The sequence below is a fragment of the Siphonobacter sp. SORGH_AS_0500 genome, assembly GCF_002838835.1.
GTDB lineage: Bacteria > Bacteroidota > Bacteroidia > Cytophagales > Spirosomataceae > Siphonobacter.
The window spans coordinates 169,826-192,511 of record NZ_NHPP01000008.1; the positions used below are offsets into that span (position 1 = coordinate 169,826).

Genomic DNA, 22,686 nt, shown 5'->3' on the forward strand with positions numbered 1-22,686 from the left:
AATCAATTCAGTGAATCTCACGTGGGTAGGATAAACTAAAGTAGGTCGCTATTCAAAGAAAGCTGATAATGAACATATTTTAGCTTAGAACAAAGATAGACAAGGCTACTTTACAGGACATTAGGAGTCCATTAGAAGGTTATTAGAGAATGGTGAGAAAATGATTAGAAATCGATTAGAAAACCCTGGGTAAGTGCAGCGTCATGGTCGTTCCGACGCCTGGGTGAGAGACAACCTGAATGCTGCCGTGATGTAGTTCGATGATGCGATGGGTGAGGGGCAGGCCAATGCCATAGCCATGAATTCGCTTGACGTTATCGGCCCGGAAGAAAGGCTCGTAAATATGCTTGAGGTCTTCCTCGCTAATGCCTACGCCCTGATCGGCGAAGCTAATGGTAGCCCCCGCCGAATGCACGCCAAGCGTGACCTTAACCTGCTTATTTTCGGAAAACTTACAGCCATTTTCCATCAAATTGAGAAAGGCCGTCGTTAATAAAGACTGGTTCCCTTTGACAATCAGCTCGGGCTGGAACTCGGCTGTTGTGCCCTCAAAAGAGAAAATCATCTGGTAATGCGGATGTTTGGTCGTTAATAACTTGGCTGCATCATAGATGACCTCATCGAGCGAAACTTCCTGAAAAGTAACGGTAGAATCATCCTGGCTGACCTGGGCGAGTTCGAGCAGGTTATTGGAAAGGTTATTCAAACGCTTAATAGCCTCCAGTACCGTTTTCCACTTGGCCTCGTGTTCTTCCGCCGTACGGGGTTTAATGAGGGTTACTTCAATTTGTCCGGTAATGATGGTTAGAGGTGTGCGTAATTCGTGGGAAGCGTTGGCCACAAAATCCCGCTGCACTGCAAAGGCTTTCTGCACGCGGTCAAGCATGGAATTAAAGGTGTGAGCCAACTGGGCAATTTCGTCGTGATCATTACCCGCCACTACGCGTTGATTAAGGTTAAGAGCCTTAATCTGACCTACTTGTTGAACAACATCCGAAATGGGCTGCAACGCCCGACCCGCGAAAAACCAGCCCGAAATGCCTACCAGCGTCAGGCTGAATACTAGGCCAAAGCCTAAAATGGTTCGAAGGTGTTTCATTTCGGTCAGACCATATTCATCGTAGGCGGACGCGATAATAATCAGGTTGGTGTCTTCATGTTCGTAAATTAACCCGACGATTTCTTTTTTGCCATAGCGAACAAAAACTTCATTTTTCTGGCGAACCCGATTCAGTAAATCCAGTTCATCGACAATACGATCGGGTCGATTTTCGCTCTCATAAATGATTTTGCCCTGAAGGTTATAAACAATGATCTGCTCCTGCGGCAAGGAAGTTAGGTTATTCCGTTCGAAAAGCTGGAGCAGTTTCGCGTCAATCTTTTGCTCTTCGATGAGCAACCGGGCCGTAGTCTTGGCCTTATCGGTTAGTCGCAGGTAAAAATCCTTTTGTCGGAAATATTCAGAAACGAAGTAAACCACCGAGGAAAATAGAACCAGGTTGGCTGCCACGATGAGCAAGAAGGTGACAGAAAGCTTGGATCTGATTTTCATTGTACTTGAAGGGATTGATTCGTTTGAGAAGGTTTGAAAGATTGATCAATGACTAGCCTTAGTAGAGACGTGATTCATCCATAAAATATGATTCTCAGTCTATCATCTCGAACGTAGTGAGAGACCTTCTTTAGACAAGAGACGAACCTGGAGATTATGGTTACCCCTCAGATTAGAAAGTATTACTCAAACATAGATAGGGTTCTTCGCTTCGCTCTGAATGACAGAAGTAGAAATAGTCATTTCTTTAATCTGTTATCTTGGAAGAAGTGTGAGATACTCTTTACACAAGAGATGAACCTGGAAAAACGCTAATTGGTCTTCAGTCAGAAACAGTTCACCAACTCTAAATTAGTTTCTGTGCTTCCCTCTGAATGACAGTAGGAAAATAGTTAGTGATTGTTCTAATCCTGAACCTCTTGCATGATATAACCGATGCCGCTGATGGTATGAATCAGCTTGGGCGAAAAGTCTTTATCAATCTTTTTGCGGAGGTAATTCACATATACATCTACCACGTTCGTACCCGTATCGAAGTTCACATCCCAAACTTTCTCAGCGATTTCGCTGCGGGATAAAGCCCGATTTTGGTTTTTCAGGAAAAATTCCAATAAGGCCAGCTCACGAGCGGTAAGACTGATTTTCTGATTATCGCGTTTCAGCGTTTTACTTTTCTGATTGTACTCCAAATCAGCAATTTTCAGGATCACAGCTTCCGTCGGAACGGTTAATCGCCGTCGGTTCAACGCCCGTAACCGAGCCATTAGCTCCCGAAATTCGAAGGGTTTTACGAGGTAATCATCCGCCCCGGCATCAAAGCCCGTCAGGACATTATCGGTCGTTCCGAAAGCCGTTAGCATCAGGATAGACACGTCTTCGTATTTTTCCCGAATGATCTTACAAAGCTCAAAACCATTCATAATCGGCAGGTTCACGTCCAGAATTACCGTTCCGTATTCCTGTTCTTTCAGCAACTGCTGAGCCCGGAAAGCGTCATCCGCAATATCTGCTTCGAGGCCATAATCTTCCAGTCCGCTTTTGATGAAAGAGGCTACATCCTGCTCGTCTTCAACCACTAGAATTTTCATAATTCTACATTTTTCAATACGAAATAAAAGCCTTTTTTCGAAAAACACGCACGATCAAGAATGTAGGACCGAGATCCATCGCGTAAAAACCAGATACCTCTTTCGCAGTCGCTTGGCTTCGTCGAGTGATGAAATAGTTAGATAGGCTTCCAGTGGGGTGGTATTGAGAATATTTGGGTCAGGCAAGTATGGGGTTACCTTAGATGTCAGCGAAAAGGTTGTTCAGGCTATGTTGATAGCATTATATACTTCATAGCCTAGGTTAGTGCTGCCAGCAAAAAGGCTGGCCGGGCCACGCTGGCAGCGGCATCTCTAGTTAATAACCTTCAAAGACAGATTGCTTTCGGATTACAAATCCGAAAGCAATCTGTCAGGGATTTGTAATCCCAAACGGTACCTAAAAACCGCCTTAGACTTATTCAACCGTTACAATTCCACCGCCTGAATAACTTCGATACTCTCCGTTATACATCGCATCGGCTGATACCGGGCCAGCGGTGAATTTGCCTTTGGATACGGCTCGGGCTAAATAATAATACGTTTGGGGTTTTCCGGAAACCGATACAAAATAATGAATCCGGTCGTCACGTAAATCAAAGTGCTCGGGGTAGGATTGGCCTTTAATCCAACTTAGGTCGCGTTCAGGTGTAATGCGGGGATTTTCGATTTCCAGCCCCGCTGGTAACATATCCGTGATCACCACATTTTCAACGGGTAATCCATTCTGCGTTCGCACCGTTACCCGAACAACGATTAGCTCATTTTGCCGAAGATTACGGGTAATGGGCTGTCCACTTCGGTCAAGATACTGTTTCCGAACTTCCAGAATCTGATCACCCAGCGGAACAGTATTCCCCTGTGATAGACCTTCTGCCTGAGCGAAGTAATAGAGCGAACCTTTGCCCGAAGTGGCGAGGGTGAGTGGCGTTTGTAATCCTTTATTGATGAATAAATCCTTACCCGTAAAGGTGACCAGAGAACGTCCGGCTGCCTTGATTTGAGCGGTGGCGGTAGAGGCAGCCGACTGTTTAGCCAGTTTACCCAAGGCGAGCAGGGCAAAGCTTTCTTCCTGTGTAGAAAGCCAGTGATTTTGCCGTACCGCTGCCGAAAGCTGCCGAGCCAGTCCCGGAATTTGGGGGTTAGTCGCATCCGTTTCCAGTAAGGTATTCAGTACCAGAGCCTGATTCCGAATGGGGCTTGAAAAGTTACCTCCCGTTTGCCGCGGACTTTGATCGACTGGATACTGTTTGGGCAATAAGGCCGATTTACTGGTTTCATCACCAAGCGAACCGAAGGCCGCTGCCAGCAAATACCGCGAGTCAGTGGTCAATAAAGACGTATTGGCCTTGTAATAATTCATCACTGAGCGATTGGAACGGCCCGCCAGCGTCAAAACATAGAGGCTATAAATGGTTTCACGACGAGCTTGCATTCGATTCGTGATTCTGCCGTCTTCATTAAGAATAACAGCCTTCTCATTGGCCTGCTTGCTTACCTGCTGGTTGAGGTAATCCAAGGCTTTACTCAGCGTGTTGGCATTTACTTCATAGCCAGCTTTTTGAGCTTCAATCATAAAATGCACTGCATAAGCCGTTGCCCACCATTCGTCGCGTTGACCCGCCTGCCACATGGCTAAACCGCCGTTATACAACTGCAACGTTTCAATTTTACGTAAAGCTGCCGCTACATTAGCCGCTGGGTTCAGGTCTGAGGTACCAGACTTTAGGTACGGTTTCCGATCCGTTTGAATCGTCTTGACCAGATCGGCGAAGTATAACTGTGGAAACGCCGCCGAAACCGATTGCTCCAGACATCCGTAAGGATAACTCAGTAAATGATCGAGCCGATCCGAGAGCGAAACCAGTGGCGAGCGACTTACTCGTAAGGAAGCCTTAACGGTTCCGGGAACAAATTCCTGAAGCGAAAGCGGTAAGGTAGCCGTTTGCCCGGCATTTACGGTTCCTGAAACAGAAGTTTTCACTAAGCCAACACTAGGCCGAACGGTAAGGTCAACCTCTTCCGTAAACGTTTCTCCCAGTCCCTTGACTGACACTTTTACCTTACCCGTGCCAATGGCCTGAGCGGCTTTGATGTTGAAGTTAACCCGACCTTCGGCGTCAGGATTAATGCTGAGGGTTTGCGGAGCTGGCGTCTGGTTTTGTAAGGCTCCCGTCGCTTGTAAAGTTGCGGTTATGGAGGCTGTCTTCTTCGTGGTATTTGTAATGTTAACCGGGACAATCAGTTCATCGGAAGGACTGGCAAAACGAGGTAGGGCCGTGCTAATCACCAGCGGGTCGGCAACTTTGATGTGCTGTGTGGCTGACCCAAACGCTTGGTCTTTATAGGCCACAGCCATGACTCGTAAATCACCCGAAAACTGGGGGATGTCTACGTTAAAGCTGGCCTCACCGCTGGCATTTGTTTGCAGGATTCCGCTCCAGACAGCCACGAGTTTCACCCGACCGTTGGCCAGTGGATTCACCCGTTTTTCCATATCAAACCCGTCTCCACCGACAGAGCTTCGCGAGCGAATGCCTAACTCGGGATGCAGATAGGCGTAGAGATCATAGCCATTCACTTCCAGGGCCCGCTTCTGATAAAAGAAGCCATAGGCATCAGGAGATTTGTAGTTTTTCAGTTGAAGAATGCCTTCGTCCACCACGGCAAGGGTTACCTGAGCATTCCGGGCGGTTTTTACACGAATCGTCTGACGCGTTTTCGACCGGGATTTTTCGACGGAAGTAATGGCTACGTCTAATTGGTTATCGGCATCCGAAACCATAAGGGGAGCATACCCGTGAGCTACCGTCAGCGGTAAATCTTCGTCATTCATTTCTCGGAAAAGCGTCGCTGCTACGTAAACGTTAGGCAAGTGCTCTTTACCTACCGAGAAACTTAACTCGGCAGATTTATGATCAGTGGTCAACACGTGATGCTCAAGCACACGATTGCGTTCAATGGTAACTAACAGTTTTCCCGAAAAAGGCGTCTTGAATAATACTTTCGCCTGATCGCCAACCTGATAGGAAGGTTTATCGAACGTCATTTCTACCTGACCTTCATTATTTACTTCAAAAGCAGTGGAACTGGTTTGACCGTAACCGTAGGCATAAAACGACTGACTCGTCCAGTTTCGCGAACCTGCCCGATGAAGACGAACTTCGTATTCCCCGGAAACGGGGGGAGCATAACTCACCGAAGCCCGGCCTTTGGTGAAGGCAACGGCTCGACTAAAGACGATTTTTGATTGTTTTTTGGACGAATATTTCATCGAACCATCCGTGTTTTTCTCAATAATCGTCTGGTAATCGTGCTTAACAATGTCAAGCTGGCCTTGAGTATTTTGGAGCTTTCCATCCGCATTTAACGCTACGAGTGGAATCGTAACCGGAGCATTGGTACCCACATAAGTATCGGGCATGCCGATGCCGTACAAAATGGGCTGTGTCTGTATCGTAAACTTCTGCAAACGATTCACCGGACGACCCGTTTCGTCGAAGACGGTTACAAAGGCTTTAGCTTCCAGCAAACCCATGTCCTGCCAGCTAGCGGGTAATACGAAACCTTCCGTGGCCAGTCCGGCGGCATTGGTTTTGCCCTGCCGAACCATGTTTTCAAACTTGGTATTGTCCTGTATGTCGAAGACAAAACTTTCGTAACCTTTAGGCTGAAAAAGTTGCCGCTTCACCTGTACATCCATCTCATAATTTCGATCCGATGCCGGAGGACCGAAGAGGTTGGTAGCCGTGGCCGAAATGGGTACCGTTTCACCGGAATTATAGCGTTCTTTCGGTGATCTTACTTCAACTTTGATCCGATCCGGCATGAATTCTTCTACCGAAATGGGCTGCGAAGTCAGAATGACATCATTGGCATTCAATACTTCCAACTGATACGTCCCGGTAACAACGGCTGTTTCAAGGGGAATATCGGTGGCTACGGCTCCCTGGGCATTGGTAGTCAGGCGAAGCGTTCGGTATTCCCGACCGTTTGGCATCAGAAAACGAATTTTTAACGGAATTTCACCCGGTGTTTCCCAGGTGTGTTTACGTACAATGGTATTAAAATGCACCGTCTCACCGGGGCGGTAAATGTTGCGGTCGCCGTAGAGGAAAGCTTCAAAACCCGAGCTATTGTCTCGTTTGCCGTCCACTTCAAAACGACTGGTGGGCACCTGCGTATCTTCCAGAAAAAGGTAATTGAAATCATCTTCGGTCTGAGCCGTTACCAGTGCCGTAGTGAAAGAAGTTTCTTTTAAGTCTTTAAATAAAGCAACACCTTTCGAGTCGGTTTTGGCGGTTTGAATGGTCTGGTTGTTCGAAGAGATCAGCTTGATTTCAACATTACTCAGGGGTTCGGTGGAACGGATGGAGTGAGCAAAAACGAGGCATTCATCGCCTGCGTTTTTAGTCACTAAGCCAATATCAGAAATGCTGACCAGCTTGGTGGCGGAATGGTAATATTCGTCAGCCGAATGCAGCGAAACCAGATAAATTCCCCGGAACTGGTTCGTCGGGTCAGGTAAGCTGAGGTTCAGTAAGGAAACGCCGCCATTTTTGGGTAAATCTTCGGTTTCAATGGTTTTATTAACCACCAGATCCGAGTAGGCTCCACCATCTTCGGAATACACATAGCCCCCTTCAACGTAGGCATCATTCTCGTAGCGATAATCACGGTATCGGTTATTACGGAGGTAAGCCAGAATATTGTTCTCGTAAATCTTCGAAATCCGAACCTGTACTTTGGGGATGTTGGTTACCTGAACGGCCACATTCCGGTGCCCTTTGGAGCTCAGATATACCGCTTTTTTATGCACAAATTCCAGAGCGGCGGGCATTCGTCCAAAGTATAAATCTTTGGTGTACGTCTCGCTAAGAGCCGGGCCAAGAACACCCCGCAATTGCTCATTGAGCGTTAAGGTATAGGTATCCGTTTCGTTGAAATCGCCTCGGATGATAAATCCGTTTTCCAATAACTCCGTCTGCGTAGCAACGCTGGTTTTGGTTTCTTTAGCGGGTAAAGGGTTTCCTAAACTGTCGTATTCAGTAACCGCTTTTGTGTGGGTGCTGGCGTTCAGTGTATACGCCGAAGCAATGGATTCAGGATTCAGTTCCTGGGTGGTGGTTACTTTAATAAAGCCACGATTATTTTCGAAACCTGATTCTACACCAACAATTTCCAGCGTTTTGGGGTCGGGTAAGGTTGTTTTGAATGCAATGGGTTCTTTCGACTGGTACGAAGTAGAAACGGCCTGAATGCCTGCATCGAGTTTCAAGTTCAGTGTCTGAGCATCCTGAACGCCGGATAAGCTAAGAGGTAAGGAAGCCGTAGTGCCCTGTTGAGCTACGCTAAAGCCCACCTTTTCATCTTTTCGGGTAACGTTCAGTTTGGAGCCTACCTGACCGCCGGAAATCGGATAATTGAAATTCAGCCGGAGTTTGGCTACGGCCTGTCCGCTCGTTTTCGCCTTGGTCCAATAGGCTTCGGTGGTTTGAAGTTGTAGATAAGGCGTATGAAAATGGAGCTTTTCGGAAGAAACACCCAGAGACTGCTCTTTTACCTGCGTGAGTAACTTATCGGAAAGCCGGGCCTGATACTCGGTGGCGGGCTGGAAGGAAGCGGCGGGCGAAAAGACCAGCTCGTTTTTACCTACCCATTTAAATCGGCCCTGAATGGCAGGTTCGAACTCGATGAACTTCGTGCTTTGCCAGGTTCCCAGCTCTGCATCAGGAACGAGGTCTTTATTAAAAGTAAAAACCAGATTTTGAGCTAACTGAATTTCATCTTCAAAGTTTGTAGCCCGAATAACGACCTCATTGAGTTTCGAACAGGTCGAAAAAAAGACAGACAGAGCCAGCAGCCCAAGCACCCGAAGCCCACGCATAGAGTATAAAGGAATTTAGATTGAAGTAAGGAGTTGTCTGTTTTCAGTTTCAAAGAAAAACTGAATGCTAAACGGCTGTAAGATAGGATTTATTTCCCCGGGTTGTTATCCGTAGCTACCTAATATTGACCCCCGCTGGGGTTGTCAATGCGATGGTCTTACAATGACTGTTACCAGCAAAAGAAGGAATTATGATATAGATCGGGGATCTAAAAAAATCCCCTGGGTTAGCACCTGGAATTACCCATAGTTTTAACTCCACTGGGGGAGACGTACGTATACTTACCCTGTCATTGCCAGCTTTTTCGCTGGCAACATGAATTACTAGTGGGAAGTATTCTTGGGTAGTATTATTAACAAGAACCCGAAAGGAGTCAATACGGATAACTTTAGGTGTTGGAATGCCCCTTCGGAGTTATCTATGGTTAACTGAAGGGAGGTGTATACTTACCCTGCCGTTGCCAGCTTTTTCGCTGGAACATAAGTTACTAGTAGGAAAGTATTCTTGAATGACTGGGTCTATCCAGACTGGGTCTATCCAAACCCGTTCTGGATAGACCCAGTCAACTCAGTTGTTATTGTTGATGCAATGGTCTTATACTCAATGTTGCCAGCGAAAAAGCTGGCAACGGATGGTCATTGAAAACAGAAAGCCGCCCACTGAAAACTCAACGCGGCACTTCGATTTTTTTGATGATCTGGTCGATAATCGCATCTGGCGTAGTGCCCTCCATTTCTTTTTCGGGCGTAAGAATCAGTCGGTGACGTAAGACCGGAGTGGCTAACTCCTGTACGTCTTCGGGGGTAACGAAATCGCGGCCTCGCAGGGCGGCTAAGGCTTTGGATGCATTTAATAAAGCTACCGATGCCCGTGGAGAAGCCCCCAGGTAAAGAAACTTGGAATTACGCGTTTCGTGAACGATCTGAGCGATGTAAGTCAGAACTTTATCTTCGATTAATACCTGCCGAACTTTTTCGCGTAAGGCCGCTAATTGTTCTTTCGAAAGAATGGCCTGAATGGTATCCATTGCATCCGCAATCTGGCGGCGTTGGTGGTGGCCCTTTAGAATCTCCGTTTCCTGATCCAGCGAAGGATATTGAACGACAATTTTGAATAGAAAACGATCCAGTTGAGCTTCAGGTAAACGATACGTTCCTTCCTGCTCAATGGGGTTTTGCGTAGCTAACACCAGAAACGGAGCCGTCATGTGATAAGTATGGCCCGCGTTAGTTACCTGCCGCTCTTCCATGACTTCAAATAGGGCCGACTGCGTTTTGGCCGGAGCCCGGTTGATCTCATCAATCAGAATGATGTTCGAGAAAATAGGTCCGGGTTTGAATTCAAAATCAGAGGTTTTAGGATTGAAAACGGAAGTTCCGAGCACGTCTGATGGCATTAAGTCGGGCGTAAACTGAATTCGATTGAAATCTACCGAAATCGTTTTCGCCAGTATCTTTGCCGTCAGCGTTTTCGCCACACCGGGTACGCCTTCGATAAGTACGTGACCGTCTGCGAAAAGAGCCGTCAAAAGCAGGTCAATCATGGATTCTGCCCAATAATTATCTTACCTACTTCCGTCCGAATGTCGGCCACGGTCTGGTAAAGTTCACTTAAGTCAATACGAGATTCAAAGGCGTCCATGTACTGTGTTGCGTTGAAAAGGTGGCAAAATACAGAATCCACGCCGAATTTCCCGATGAATTTAAACCATCATTTCAATACTAAAGCGATTTGTAACGTTTACCGAAGTACGTTGACTACTACGAGCGATGCTGATGATACGAAATTTACTAGTTTACCTATTAATGCTGGGAATTGGGATAAGTGCCTGTAAAAAGAAACCCAGCCCCGAACCAAGCCCGACGGTTCCCCCATCCGGTACATTTTCGCAAATTCAACGCCGAATTCTGACGCCGACCTGTGCAACGGCGGGATGCCATGCCTCTCCGCAGGACCCAGGGTATGCTACTCATCAATTAGTATTAGCGGCTGGACAGGCTTACAAAAATCTCTTTAATGTAGCTCCGGTTAATGCACTGGCTATTTCGGATGGTTTGTTACGGGTTAAAACTTACAAATCCCTGGAAAGCCTGTTTTATCACAAATTGAATTTCAATGCTTCGCACCACGGGGGAAAATTCTACGGTAGTCCCATGCCGTTAGGTGGTTCACCTCTATCGGTTGGTCAGATTGATTTTGTTCGCCGCTGGATTGAAGCTGGAGCTCCTGAAACAGGAATTGTCGCCGATTCTACGTTGCTGGATGATAAAACACCCAGCCCCGGCGGGTGAATTTTATCGCTTAAATTAAAAAGGAAAGATTAGTTCTGTAAATCAGATAACGATTGAAAGCCGTACCTTTGCGGCATGAAGCCACTGAATTTTAAGGATTTAATCATTTTCGAAAACGAAGATTACATCGTTATTAATAAACCCCCTTACATTGCCTCGCTCGATGAGCGTCAGGCGGATAACTCCCTGAGTATTTTAAGGATGGCTAAAGCGTATAGTGATGACGCCCAGCTTTGCCATCGTCTGGATAAAGAAACGTCAGGTGCTCTGGCGATTGCTAAAAACCCCGAAGCATACCGACATTTATCCATGCAGTTTGAGCACCGTGAGACGGTGAAACGGTATCATGCCGTGGTGAATGGTGTACACAATTTTCAGGGAGAATCGGTGTATTTGCCCATTCTGGCCCTGCCCCGCGATGGCGTTGTGAAGATTGACCGGGCGAAAGGGAAAGAGGCCGAAACGCTGTTTTTTACGCTGAAAGCCTACCGCCAATATACCATTGTGGAATGCTTACCTATTACGGGCCGCATGCACCAGATTCGCGTACACCTGATGTGTATGAAAGCTCCCATCGTTTCGGATGAAACCTACGGCGGGAAGCCCGTTTTTCTGTCTCAGTTGAAGAAGAAATTCAATCTTAAAAAAGATACTGACGAGCAACCTCTGATGAAACGCGTCGCTCTGCATGCGTACTCACTGACCTTTAATTTACTGAATGGGGAAGAAGTAAAAATTGAAGCTCCGTACCCAAAAGATTTCGAGGTTCTGGTGAAGCAGCTGGAGAAAAATGGTTAGTTAATGGTTATTGGTTGATAGTTGTTGGTTATTTTTTGGTTGACAGTTGTTTGTTTTTAGTTGTCCTTGGATAATCTAACAACGAATAACCAACCACCACACAAAAGGGTTACGGAATCGCTCCGTAACCCTTTTTTTTCTATCAACAAACAACTATCAACTAAAACTTCAGATTCAAGCGTGTAAACCAGAAAGTACCGTTATTACCCATTTGAACAGGGTCCCAGGCTCCGCCGGATTCGGTCAGGCTGGGAACGTGCATGGTAGGATAGACATTAAAGATATTGGTGGCACCCAGGGCTAAGCCCACTTTAGGCGTAAAGCGATAACCCAGGGTTACGTCTGTGGTTACTTTCGGCTTGTAAATATCAAATTTCTCGGCGTCAGGTACGTTTTCGGCATAATTCCAGTTCGCTAGTTTGATTTCACCAAAACGAACGAAACGCAGCATAACGTTGAACTTACGAAGGGTATAATCAAAAGACAGATTAATCTTCGAAGGAGGAGCGGAAGCTATAGTGAAATAACGTTCGCGTAAGTTGAAATAAATGTCTTCTTTGCCTTTCAGTTTGGGCGTTGTGTTAGGTTCTCCATTGATCGTTAACTGATTAAAGTTGGCCGCTAACGAAGACGTTAAACTTCCATTGCCAAGGCCCGTGCGATGGGTCAGGATTACGTCTAGCCCTTTGGTTGTCGTTGAAATGGCGTTGGTAAAAAACTGAGCTTGTCCAACATTCAGAGCTTTTAAATCTTCGCCAATCGCATCGTCGTCATCGCTAAACTGACCGGTTAACACAATCCGATTTTTGATTTTAACCAGGTAACCGTCCACTGTTAATGACAAATTATTGGTTGGATTCAGGGTAATGCCTGCACTTAAGTTCTGAGAAGTTTCCTGCTTCAGTTTAGGAATACCCAACGTCTGCGTTACCGGACTGTTATTACGAGCAATTAATACTTGAACGGGTATACCATTTACGAAGTTAGTAATGGTAGAATTGAAGTAAATCTGGGGTAATGACGGTGCCCGGAAACCCGTGCTGGCTGTGGCCCGCAAGGTCAGGAAATCCGTTACTTTGTAGCGGGCCGAAAGTTTTCCATTAATGGTTCCGCCAAAGTCGCTGTAATGTTCATAACGAGCTGCTACGCCAAACAGGAATGCTTTAGTAATGTCGGCTTCCATATCCACATAAACCCCCAGGTTCGCCCGACCTTTATTGATCACATCGCCTGGCTGGAAACCCGGAAAACCCTGAGCACCGGGAGCTACGCCCGTTTTGTAACTACGATAGGAAGCTTCTTCTCCCGCAAAAATCTGATAATTCTCCATGCGGTACTCGGCTCCGGCAGCAAAGTTGAATCCTTGCAGGGCTTCCTTATAGAAACGAGAGAATTTCAGACCCGTTACGTTCTGATTCAACTGAAATCCACCCGCGTCGAAAGATCTGGGTGAGGAAGCTCCCAGCGAGGTATTCAGCGTATTGTTAACGAAGTAATGAAAACGATTCGAGCCGAAGGTGTTATAGACGTCAAGTTCTGCTTTTCCGAGTAAATGACGAACGCCCACGGTAATCGAACGATCGTTGATTTTACTGGAAATAATGGGATCAAAACCATCGGGATAAATGGCTGGAACATTGCGGTCGTTATCGGCAAAACGAGTCCAGGCATAGGCGTCGCCTTTGCGGTAATTCAGTCCGCCAAAAGCATACAATTGCGTACGTTCCGACAAAGGCAGACGAGCGTTCAGGTATAAAGCCGAGTTTTGAGCTTTGGGGTCACCGTACTGGCGGCGGACTAGATCGCCCGGGGTGGTATTAGCCCGGTTGGTATGATCGCGGAAGTTATAATCGGCGGTGAGGTTAACAAAACCATCTTTTTTGATTTTGAACCCGTAATTTGCGTTCAGGTTGTAGTTCAGACCGTCAAATTTCTTGTCATCAAAGCGATACTTAGCCTGATACGCTCCGGCATTGGCATTTACTTCCAGCACGTCAGTCGTCGTTTTCAACACGATGTTAATTACGCCGGCGATGGCATCTGAACCATATTGAGCAGCGGCTCCATCACGAAGAATTTCAATGCGTTCGATGGCAGAAGCCGGAATGGCGTTCAAATCGGTTCCGGTATTACCCCGGCCCCGTGTGCCAAAAAGGTTCACTAACGAAGACTGATGGCGACGTTTCCCGTTGATTAATACCAGGGTCTGATCAGGACCCAGGCCGCGTAAGGAAGCCGGATCCACGTGATCGGCTCCGTCAGCACCCGTCTGACGGTTCGAGTTAAAGGAAGGTGCTGCATACTGTAGTAACTGGTTCACGTCCAGTTGACCCGTGCGTGAGATAACCTTCTGCAAATCAATGATATCCACCGGGGCGGGCGTGTCGGTTGGAGATCGGTTCAAACTGCGGGAACCCACCACTTCAACCTGATTCAAAAGGTTACCTTCCTGTAAAGAAAAGTCCAGGGTGGTTAATCCGTTCAGCGGTAATTCTACTTTATCATACCCCACAAATGAGGCTACCAGTACGGCGTTAGCCGCACTTACGGAAAGGCGATATTGACCGTTAGCATCGGTAGCAGTACCCGTATGAGTACTTTTTTCGATAACGGTTGCTCCGGCTAATACTTCGCCAGTGGATGAGGTTACTTTTCCGGTAACGGTAATTCGCTGAGCGAAAGCCGACATGGAAATCAAGAGGAAGAAAAATATTTTTTTTGTCATAAAATGTTTGGGGTGATGTAGAAAAGGGTAATGGATACAAATGGTTAAAGGTTGCTTAATATAATCAATAAAACCATACCTGTTTTTACTAAAGACGTATTAAAATAAAGAACCCTGACTTCCATAAAAGTCAGGGTTCTTTATTTTAATAGATGTCTTAAAAAGCTTCCTAGATTAACGTAGCCGCTTTCTCAATTACTTTCGGTAAACCTGATACGTCAGAACCACCAGCCGTGGCAAAGAAAGGCTGACCGCCACCGCCGCCTTTGACTTCCTTCGCTAATTCACGAACGAGCTGCCCGGCGTTGAGGCCGCGTTCTTTCACCAGATTTTCAGAAATCATCAGAGCCAGTGAAGGTTTGCCCCCTACTTCAGCTACTAGCAAAGCGAAGAGGTTATCTACTTTATCTTTTAACTGATAAGCCAGTTGTTTCAGAGCGTCGGCGTTGGGCACTTCCACTTGTTCAGCGATGAAGTGAATGCCATTTTTCTCACTGATTTTCGATACCAGGGCTTCCCGAACAGAGCCTAATTTCTCGATTTCCAGTGAATCTACGCGTTTTTGCAAGGCTGCTTTTTCTTCGAGTAAGACCTGAACGGATTTCAGTACATCCTGCGTTTTCAGTAATTCTTTCAACTGACTTAGTAACGAGGACTGTTCTTCCAGCAATTCAAAGGCTTTCTCCGAAGTAATGGCTTCAATCCGGCGAACACCCGTCGAAGAAGAGCTTTCGGAAGTAATCTTGAATAAGCCGATTTCTCCCGTAGCGGGTACGTGTGTACCGCCGCAAAGCTCTACCGAATAGTTGGGGTCGAAGGTAATGACGCGAACGAAATCACCGTATTTCTCGCCAAACAACGCTGTAGCTCCCCGCTGACGAGCTTCGTCGATGGGCACGTTACGATCTTCCTGAAGAGCAATGTTCTCACGAATTTTTTCATTCACCCGTTGTTCCACCCGAGCAATTTCCTCATCCGTCATTTTCGCGAAGTGAGAGAAATCAAAACGCAGTAAATCAGGACTCACCAGCGAACCTTTCTGAGCCACGTGCGAGCCTAATACTTCCTGCAAAGCACTGTGCATTAAGTGGGTAGCCGTGTGGTTGGAAGCAATCAGTTTCCGGCGGGAAGCGTCCACTTTTGCCTTTACCTTTGTCCCGTGAGCCTGTAGTTTTTCTTCAAACTCCTCGTCTTCAATGACATGAATGCTAAGGTCGTTTTCTTTCTTGGTATCCACCACAATTAGCTCGGCGTTGGGCCAGGCCAGTACGCCCGTATCACCCACCTGTCCGCCAGATTCGGCGTAAAAAGGGGTTTGATCCAGCACTATGTGGTATTGGGTTTTGCCTTTGGCTTCTACTTTGCGATACTTCGTGAGCGTTGAGTCGGCTTGGGTCTGGTCATAGCCCAGAAATACGGTTTTGCCGCCTTCCTGTAATTCTACCCAATCCGATTTCTCCGTAGCTGCATCCTTCCGGGAGCGGTTTTTCTGTTCGGCAAGAGCTTTCTGGTAGCCTGCTTCGTCGATGGAAAAACCTTGTTCACGAGCAATCAGAGCCGTTAAATCCACGGGGAAACCGAAGGTGTCGTTCAGTTCGAAAACGGTAGCTCCTTCGATAACCTTACTTTCCGATTCCTGAGCCAGAATCTTATCTAATAAGGTCAACCCTTTTTCCAGCGTACGCAGGAACGCCGCTTCTTCTTCCTGAATAACTTTTGCTACGAAATCTTTCTGAGCAATTAGTTCGGGGAAAACACCATCGAATTGATCTGCTAATAAAGGAATCAGGCTGTACAGGAAAGGTTCGCGGAAACCCAGGTAAGTATATCCGTAGCGAACGGCCCGGCGTAAAATCCGGCGAATGACGTAACCAGCCCGAACATTGGAAGGTAACTGTCCATCGGCAATAGCGAAGGCAATGGCCCGGATGTGATCCGAGATGACCCGCATGGCGATGTCTGCCCATTTATCTTCTCCGTAAGTCTTACCAGCTGCTTTTGCAATGAAATCAATCGTTCCGGTGAAAACGTCGGTATCGTAATTTGATTTTTTTGCTGAATCGCCATGCAAAGACGCTCAAAACCCATTCCCGTATCTACGTGACGAGCGGGCAGAGGTACGAGCGAGCCATCGGCTTTTCGCTCGAATTGCATGAAGACGTTATTCCAGATTTCAACTACCTGTGGGTGATCGGCGTTTACGAGGGACTTGCCGGGAATGGCATCCACTTCGTCCTGATCGCGTAAGTCCACGTGAATTTCCGAGCAGGGGCCGCAGGGACCTACTTCGCCCATTTCCCAGAAATTGTCTTTTTTATTGCCTAAGATGATGCGGTCTTCACTACCCAGAATTTCCTTCCAGAGGTCAAACGCTTCCTGATCGAAAGGCACGCCGTCTTTTTCGTCACCCCCAAAAACCGATACATACAGACGATCTTTGGGAAGTTTATACACTTCCGTTAGTAACTCCCAGGACCAGTGTAATGCTTCTTTTTTGAAATAATCACCAAACGACCAGTTCCCCAGCATTTCGAACATCGTGTGGTGGTAAGTATCAAACCCTACATCTTCGAGGTCATTATGCTTACCAGATACCCGAAGACACTTTTGTGTATCCGCGATCCGGCGGGAGGGAGGCGTACCGTTACCCAGGAAATAATCTTTAAACTGAGCCATTCCTGAGTTATTGAACATCAGGGTAGGGTCGTTTTTAGCCACCAGCGGGGCCGAAGGAACAATTAAATGGCCTTTTGATACAAAAAAATCAAGGAAAGCCTGGCGTATCTCTCTGGAAGTCATGGGATATTCGTGAGTCAGCAGGTTTCAGTTACTAAAAGGAAACCGCTGGAAATTAGCCTGCAAAGGTAATTTAAATTTCCTTGCGGGCGAAAGGTGTGTGAAAGAGCAATGATTTTGCGGAGAAGAATTTTTTTTGTTGAAACCAATTGTTTATAGAAAAATGTTAAAATTATATTTTTGAAAATAGGATTTGTTAAAAGAAAATAAGGCATTTTTAAGGCTCTAATACGGTCAATCGACCTATTTTTAATTCCCTAACCTTGCAACCATATTTCTTCTGACGTAGTTTACGTTAGAAAGAATAGGGGCAGGGCTATGGACTTTTGGGGCTAGCAACACCTTCACCGGAACTTATTACTATGCGGCGGTTATGACGGACGAGAAGCGGTACTATACCATACGAGAAGTAGCAGATATGTTTTCGTTTGATATCTCTAAAGTGAGATATTGGACGGACAATTTCCCCACGCTCAAAAATAAAGTGAAGCGGAATCGGGGGGGCGACCGTATGTATACCAAAGAAGATATTCGTCAACTGGAGATTATCTATCAACTGGTTGAAGAACGCGGCTATACCTTAAAAGGAGCCCGCAAATACCTTGAGAACAAAGAATTCAAACAGGAGAATAATACCGAACTGGTAGATTCCCTGTTGGAGTTACGCAAGTTTCTGCTGGATCTGAAAGCTACACTTGATGAAAAGACCGGACGTAATCGCAAGTTTGAAGTGGCCGATAAAGAGGAAAAAGATGAAGAGCAAACCTTGAAGCTGGCTCGTCAGGTGAAATAAAGAAATAGAACATAAGGAAAGGCCCGCGATCTTCGTGGGCTTTTTTGTTGCCGCTACTAAAACTTTTCAACAGGGGTACGGGTTTTTAGAGAAATTATGGAGAGAGAAGACATTCTTGTTGTATTCTTTTGCGTTATTTATCGACTATAATTTTGATTTTTACATACTCTAATGGCTGATACCAAGAACCTCCTGGAACGCATTTTACATTCCGTTTTTTTTAAAAGTGCTCAGAAAAAAGCCAGCAAGTCGGCTCGTAATCCTGCTTTTCTTTTACAGTTAATGACCCGTGTTTTCCAGGCTTCCAACAAAGCTGGAATCATCAGCGATGTACAGGAAAAAATTAGTTTACTAGGACGGCTGATTCGGGCTTATGCCAAAGGCGAGTACCGCACATTACCCTGGAAAAGTCTGGTATTAACCGTTACTGTGCTGATCTATTTTGTCAGCCCCATTGATGTGATTCCTGATTTATTACCCATCGTAGGATTTACGGATGATGTAGCCTTGTTAGTATGGTTGTTTCGCACGATTTCCACCGATCTGGACGCCTTCAGTGAGTGGGAGAAACGGGGAGCAGTGACGGTTGAAGAGGTAAAATAGGGCTCGAGCCTTCGATGGTGTAAAAGAAAAAGCTCGGAGTAAATACCGAATTTTTCACCTGAAATTCTTAACTTTACATTCATATTATTAAAGACATTGATTATGGAAATGGCAACAATTTTGGCGTTTGGCCTCGGTGGTCCCGAAATCGCCCTGATTATTTTTGCCCTTGTTCTCCTCTTTGGAGCCAAGAAAATCCCTGAACTCGCAAGAGGCTTAGGAAAGGGCATTCGCGAGTTCAAGGACGCTAGTAAAGATGTCCGCAGCGAAATTGAAAAAGCAGGCGACGAAGCCAATAAATAGTCGTTTTTGCTACTACTTCAGGGCATAGTCACACGGCTAGGCCCTTTTGTCGTTTTTTACAGAATCCTCAGATTATCCAGTATATTTTGAAGTACTACTCCTCCTTCCGTTCGCTTCAGCAGGATTTACGCCAAGGCACCACTTCCTGCCTTGCCATGGTCGATTATTACCTGAACCGTATTGAAAATCACACTCATCTGAATGCCTTTCTGGACGTTTACGCAGACGATGCCCGTACTCAGGCCAGTCGTGTAGACGCCAAGCTAGCCGCCGGAACGGCTGGAAAGCTGGCAGGAATGGTCATCGGCATCAAAGACCTACTTTGCTATGCCGATCACGGAGTACAAGGGGGGAGTAAAATTCTGAACGGATTCGTCTCGCAGTTTACGGCTACCGCCGTGCAACGTCTGTTGGATGCCGATGCAGTGATTATTGGTCGGCAGAACTGCGACGAATTTGGGATGGGCTCTTCGAACGAAAACTCTGCTTTCGGTCCGGTGCGAAATGCCTTCGATGAAAGTCGGGTACCGGGCGGTTCTTCGGGTGGGTCTGCCGTTGCCGTTCAGGCCGATTTATGCTTTGCTTCCATTGGTACCGATACGGGTGGTTCGGTTCGGCAGCCTGCTGCCTTTTGCGGAGTAGTCGGTTTAAAACCAACGTATTCACGTGTATCCCGCTGGGGCCTGTTAGCGTACGCTTCTTCTTTCGATACCATCGGCCCGATTACCCGTTGTGTAGAAGATGCTGCCCTGATTCTGGAGGTCATGGCGGGAGCGGATGAGCAGGACAGCACCGTCTCGCAAACCCCGGTTCCTGCGTACTCGGAGAAATTAACTTCGGGTGGTCTGAGAAAAATTGGCTATTTTCGTGAAAGTATCGATTCAGAAGGAGTAGACGAATCAGTGAAAGCCGTTCTTCGTCAGACCATTGAACGCTTACAGGCCGAAGGGCATACCTTAGTTCCGATTGATTTTCCGTTGGCTCATTATTACCTGCCAACGTATTATATTCTGACTACGGCTGAAGTAAGCTCCAATCTTTCCCGTTACGACGGCGTTAGATACGGTTACCGAAGTCCGCAGGCCGTTGATCTGGATTCGCTATACCGACTCAGTCGTACCGAAGGTTTAGGCAGCGAGGCCCGCAAACGAATTCTGCTGGGGACATTTGTTTTAAGTGCAAATTATTATGACGCTTATTACACGAAAGCACAGCGAGTTCGGCGTTTAATCAAGGAAGAAATCGAAAGGCATTTCCAGGAAGTAGATTTTATTCTGTATCCCACCACGCCTTCAGTTGCCTTTCCTTTAGGAGAAAAGTCTTCGGACCCCTTAAAAGAGTTTCTGGCTGACATCTTTACGGTGCAGGCCAACCTCACGGGCACTCCCGCTATTTCACTTCCGCTGGGAAAAGATAGTCAGGGTTTACCCGTTGGCATTCAGGTGATAGCCCCTGCCTTTGGCGAAGAACAGTTACTTGCTTTTGCCAAGTCTCTGGAGGGGATTACTGAGCCGCAATTAACGATGTAATTAATCAACCGAATGAATAGAAAGTTATTGCTTTTTGCAAGAAGAGCAATAATGAGCACCCTTCTGCCCCACTGATCGATAAAGTATGTCCTGAGAGTTTCGCGAGGAAACTCCAGTATCACCTAACAACAAACTCTCAATGATGAGACCAATTCGAATCCTGACTGTTGCAGCAGCGATTGCCTCATTTTCGATTTGTTCCGTAGGAGCACAGACCGATTCGACGCAAAAGAGTATTGCTTCCGCTACGGTTACGAAAGATTCCGTGCCACAGGTTGATTACAACCTGGTTCACGAGCGGATGAAAAAACTTCAAAAGGAGATTCCCCTGAATCACAACGATGTAACGCATCAGTACGTCGAATTTTTTACGTTTCGTAAGCCTTCTTTTGTGAAGGAAATGCTGGAACGAAAAGCCTTGTTTTTTCCCATTTTTGAAAAATACCTCGCTCAGTACGGATTACCCGATGAGTTGAAGTATCTCTCCCTGATTGAATCACGGCTAGACCCCAAGATTATCTCACACGCCGGAGCTGGCGGGTTATGGCAGTTCATGCCCAGCACTGGACGCATTGATTTCAAGTTACGGATTGATAAATACGTAGACGAACGCTTTGACCCTTACAAGGCTACCGAAGCGGCCTGTAAGTATTTCCTGCAACTCGGTCGGATTTTTAATAATGACTGGGAAATGATGCTGGCATCCTATAACAGCGGTCCGGGCAATGTTTCGCGGGCGGTTCGCCGTTCGGGCAAGAGTAGCTATTGGGATGTGTATCCCTACCTGCACAAGGAAACGCGGGGTTATGTACCTCAATACGCGGCGATTGTTTACATGATGCATTATGCCGCAGATCATGGCATCAAGCCCGATACGGTTCGCTCAATTGCTGCGTTTGATACGATTCACGTCAATTCTTACATGAATCTGAAAATGCTGGCGACTGCGGGTCAATTTTCCTACGATAAATTCAGACAGCTGAATCCACAGATTCTGACGGATGTTTTACCAGAAGATACCCGTCGGTATCCCATCCGCCTGCCTAAAGAGGAGCTAAAGCATTTTTACGCTCACCGTCAGGAAGTAATGCTGTCTGCTACACAGTCTCCGTTTGCGGAGCGTACCATGCTGGCTTCCAACACAACCAGCAACGAAAGCGATGAAGATCAGGATGCAGAAGCGAAAGTAACAACGCAGTCGAAACGATTGTCCCACAAAGTTCGTCGGGGCGAAACCCTGTTTTCAATTGCCCGCAAATATCAGGTAGCCGATGCTCAGCTTAAAAACTGGAATCACCTGGGTCGTCACAATAAAATTCATGCTGGACAATCGTTGGTGATTTACAAGCAGGTGGATGTAAGTACACAACCGACGGCTACTTTAGCGAAAAATACGACGAAGGCTTCACGTGAAGATCGGTTGAGTAAAGTTCGGAAATACCATACCGTTCAGCCCGGCGATTCACTCTGGAAAATTTCGCAACGGTACGGTGGCATCTCCATTGATAAACTGAAAAAACTAAACGGCATTAAGGGGAATGATGTAAAACCCGGCCAGAAGTTAATTGTGATTTAAAACCAGCGAAAGGTGAGTCAGAAAGGCTCACCTTTCGTTCCCTATACACGCCTGCCATGATTGCTTACCTAGACGGAAAACTAGCTTTAAAAGAACCAGCTTACATTATTATTGATGTACAGGGAGTGGGTTATGAAGTTCGCATTTCTCTGCAAACGTTTTCGACCTTACCCGAGGTAAACGAAAAATGTCGATTGTTTACTTTTCTGAATATTCGGGAAGACGCTCATGTCCTATTTGGATTTCGGGAGATGACCGAAAAACAGTTATTCCTGGATTTAGTAAGCGTTTCCGGTATTGGCCCGAACACGGCTCTGGTTATGCTTTCGTCACTTTCTTCGGTGGAAATCCGGCAAGCCATCATTACCGAAGATTTACGCGTTATTCAGGGAATTAAGGGCATTGGAGCCAAAACGGCACAACGGGTGATTCTGGAGCTAAAAGACAAACTCAAGAAAGATCACCTGGCTTCGGGCAGCATGACAACCAACCTCTTCCTCGGCCCTAATTCAGCCGCCCGGACGGATGCTATTTCAGCTTTGATTGTCATGGGAATCCCTCGTCCAGTTGCCGAAAAATCCGTGGATACCATCCTGAAAAAACAACCGGATAGTACAGTAGAAGAATTAATCAAATTATCACTGAGATAACGTTTTAAATAGATTTTAAAAAATACCATTTCTTAATTGCGAACAAGTGGGAGCCCATCCCACTTTTTTTTGCAATTTTACTCCAGTTTCTGCGTTT

General features: G+C 46.4%; 12 protein-coding genes and 2 pseudogenes. 8 read left to right on the forward strand and 6 right to left on the reverse strand.

Features of this window, described 5'->3' with window-relative positions; all coding sequences use genetic code 11:
- Positions 1 to 175: 175 nt before the first annotated feature.
- From BWI96_RS11595 to BWI96_RS11610, 4 genes and pseudogenes are all read right to left on the reverse strand, one after another.
- A complete protein-coding gene (locus BWI96_RS11595) occupies positions 176 to 1,552 on the reverse strand; it encodes a HAMP domain-containing sensor histidine kinase (RefSeq protein WP_106636793.1) in 1,377 nt (458 codons plus the stop codon).
- Between the two features lie 404 nt (positions 1,553 to 1,956).
- Positions 1,957 to 2,640, reverse strand: coding sequence for a response regulator transcription factor (locus BWI96_RS11600; RefSeq protein ID WP_106636794.1), 684 nt, complete (start codon positions 2,638 to 2,640; stop codon positions 1,957 to 1,959).
- 415 nt (positions 2,641 to 3,055) lie between these two features.
- Positions 3,056 to 8,524 carry an alpha-2-macroglobulin gene (locus BWI96_RS11605; RefSeq protein ID WP_106636795.1) on the reverse strand — a complete coding sequence of 1,823 codons (5,469 nt, stop codon included), beginning with the start codon at positions 8,522 to 8,524 and terminating at the stop codon, positions 3,056 to 3,058.
- 668 nt (positions 8,525 to 9,192) lie between these two features.
- Positions 9,193 to 10,166 (reverse strand): annotated as a pseudogene (locus BWI96_RS11610) (AAA family ATPase).
- 134 nt (positions 10,167 to 10,300) lie between these two features.
- On the opposite strand from BWI96_RS11610, the gene BWI96_RS11615 reads away from it, so the two are divergent.
- Positions 10,301 to 10,816, forward strand: coding sequence for a hypothetical protein (locus tag BWI96_RS11615; RefSeq protein ID WP_157830326.1), 516 nt, complete (start codon positions 10,301 to 10,303; stop codon positions 10,814 to 10,816).
- A gap of 75 nt (positions 10,817 to 10,891) precedes the next feature.
- Positions 10,892 to 11,614: an RluA family pseudouridine synthase gene (locus BWI96_RS11620; protein ID WP_106636797.1), complete on the forward strand. Its 723-nt coding sequence runs from the start codon at positions 10,892 to 10,894 to the stop codon at positions 11,612 to 11,614.
- Between the two features lie 160 nt (positions 11,615 to 11,774).
- Here BWI96_RS11620 and BWI96_RS11625 read toward each other — a convergent pair whose 3' ends face one another.
- Positions 11,775 to 14,339, reverse strand: a complete 2,565-nt coding sequence (locus tag BWI96_RS11625; protein WP_106636798.1) for a TonB-dependent receptor — start codon at positions 14,337 to 14,339, stop codon at positions 11,775 to 11,777.
- A gap of 169 nt (positions 14,340 to 14,508) precedes the next feature.
- Positions 14,509 to 17,138: pseudogene (alaS, locus tag BWI96_RS11630) on the reverse strand (alanine--tRNA ligase).
- Positions 17,139 to 17,508: 370 nt separating this feature from the next.
- Here alaS and BWI96_RS11635 point away from each other — a divergent pair.
- The 6 genes from BWI96_RS11635 (at position 17,509) to ruvA (ending at position 22,589) form a co-directional block, all read left to right on the forward strand.
- Positions 17,509 to 17,928, forward strand: coding sequence for a MerR family transcriptional regulator (locus BWI96_RS11635; protein WP_106636799.1), 420 nt, complete (start codon positions 17,509 to 17,511; stop codon positions 17,926 to 17,928).
- Between the two features lie 171 nt (positions 17,929 to 18,099).
- The gene (locus BWI96_RS11640; protein ID WP_106636800.1) at positions 18,100 to 18,531 is read left to right on the forward strand and encodes a YkvA family protein; all 432 of its coding nucleotides are present in this window, start codon (positions 18,100 to 18,102) and stop codon (positions 18,529 to 18,531) included.
- 102 nt (positions 18,532 to 18,633) lie between these two features.
- Entirely contained in the window at positions 18,634 to 18,834 is a 201-nt protein-coding gene (tatA, locus tag BWI96_RS11645; RefSeq protein ID WP_106636801.1) for a twin-arginine translocase TatA/TatE family subunit, read from the forward strand.
- An 86-nt stretch (positions 18,835 to 18,920) separates the two neighbouring features.
- Positions 18,921 to 20,363, forward strand: a complete 1,443-nt coding sequence (gene gatA / locus BWI96_RS11650) for an Asp-tRNA(Asn)/Glu-tRNA(Gln) amidotransferase subunit GatA (RefSeq protein ID WP_106636802.1) — start codon at positions 18,921 to 18,923, stop codon at positions 20,361 to 20,363.
- Between the two features lie 139 nt (positions 20,364 to 20,502).
- Complete coding sequence (locus BWI96_RS11655; RefSeq protein WP_106636803.1) at positions 20,503 to 21,939, forward strand: lytic transglycosylase domain-containing protein; 1,437 nt, start codon at positions 20,503 to 20,505, stop codon at positions 21,937 to 21,939.
- Positions 21,940 to 21,995: 56 nt separating this feature from the next.
- The gene (ruvA, locus tag BWI96_RS11660) at positions 21,996 to 22,589 is read left to right on the forward strand and encodes a Holliday junction branch migration protein RuvA (RefSeq protein WP_106636804.1); all 594 of its coding nucleotides are present in this window, start codon (positions 21,996 to 21,998) and stop codon (positions 22,587 to 22,589) included.
- Positions 22,590 to 22,686 lie beyond the last annotated feature (97 nt).

What these genes read in the sequence shown, in the direction of transcription:
- BWI96_RS11595 (WP_106636793.1), bottom strand. Translation starts at nt 1,552, where the DNA reads ATGAAAATCAGATCCAAGCTTTCTGTCACCTTCTTGCTCATCGTGGCA.
- BWI96_RS11600 (WP_106636794.1), bottom strand. Translation starts at nt 2,640, where the DNA reads ATGAAAATTCTAGTGGTTGAAGACGAGCAGGATGTAGCCTCTTTCATC.
- BWI96_RS11605 (WP_106636795.1), bottom strand. Translation starts at nt 8,524, where the DNA reads ATGCGTGGGCTTCGGGTGCTTGGGCTGCTGGCTCTGTCTGTCTTTTTT.
- BWI96_RS11615 (WP_157830326.1), top strand. Translation starts at nt 10,301, where the DNA reads ATGATACGAAATTTACTAGTTTACCTATTAATGCTGGGAATTGGGATA.
- BWI96_RS11620 (WP_106636797.1), top strand. Translation starts at nt 10,892, where the DNA reads ATGAAGCCACTGAATTTTAAGGATTTAATCATTTTCGAAAACGAAGAT.
- BWI96_RS11625 (WP_106636798.1), bottom strand. Translation starts at nt 14,339, where the DNA reads ATGACAAAAAAAATATTTTTCTTCCTCTTGATTTCCATGTCGGCTTTC.
- BWI96_RS11635 (WP_106636799.1), top strand. Translation starts at nt 17,509, where the DNA reads ATGACGGACGAGAAGCGGTACTATACCATACGAGAAGTAGCAGATATG.
- BWI96_RS11640 (WP_106636800.1), top strand. Translation starts at nt 18,100, where the DNA reads ATGGCTGATACCAAGAACCTCCTGGAACGCATTTTACATTCCGTTTTT.
- tatA (WP_106636801.1), top strand. Translation starts at nt 18,634, where the DNA reads ATGGAAATGGCAACAATTTTGGCGTTTGGCCTCGGTGGTCCCGAAATC.
- BWI96_RS11655 (WP_106636803.1), top strand. Translation starts at nt 20,503, where the DNA reads ATGATGAGACCAATTCGAATCCTGACTGTTGCAGCAGCGATTGCCTCA.
- ruvA (WP_106636804.1), top strand. Translation starts at nt 21,996, where the DNA reads ATGATTGCTTACCTAGACGGAAAACTAGCTTTAAAAGAACCAGCTTAC.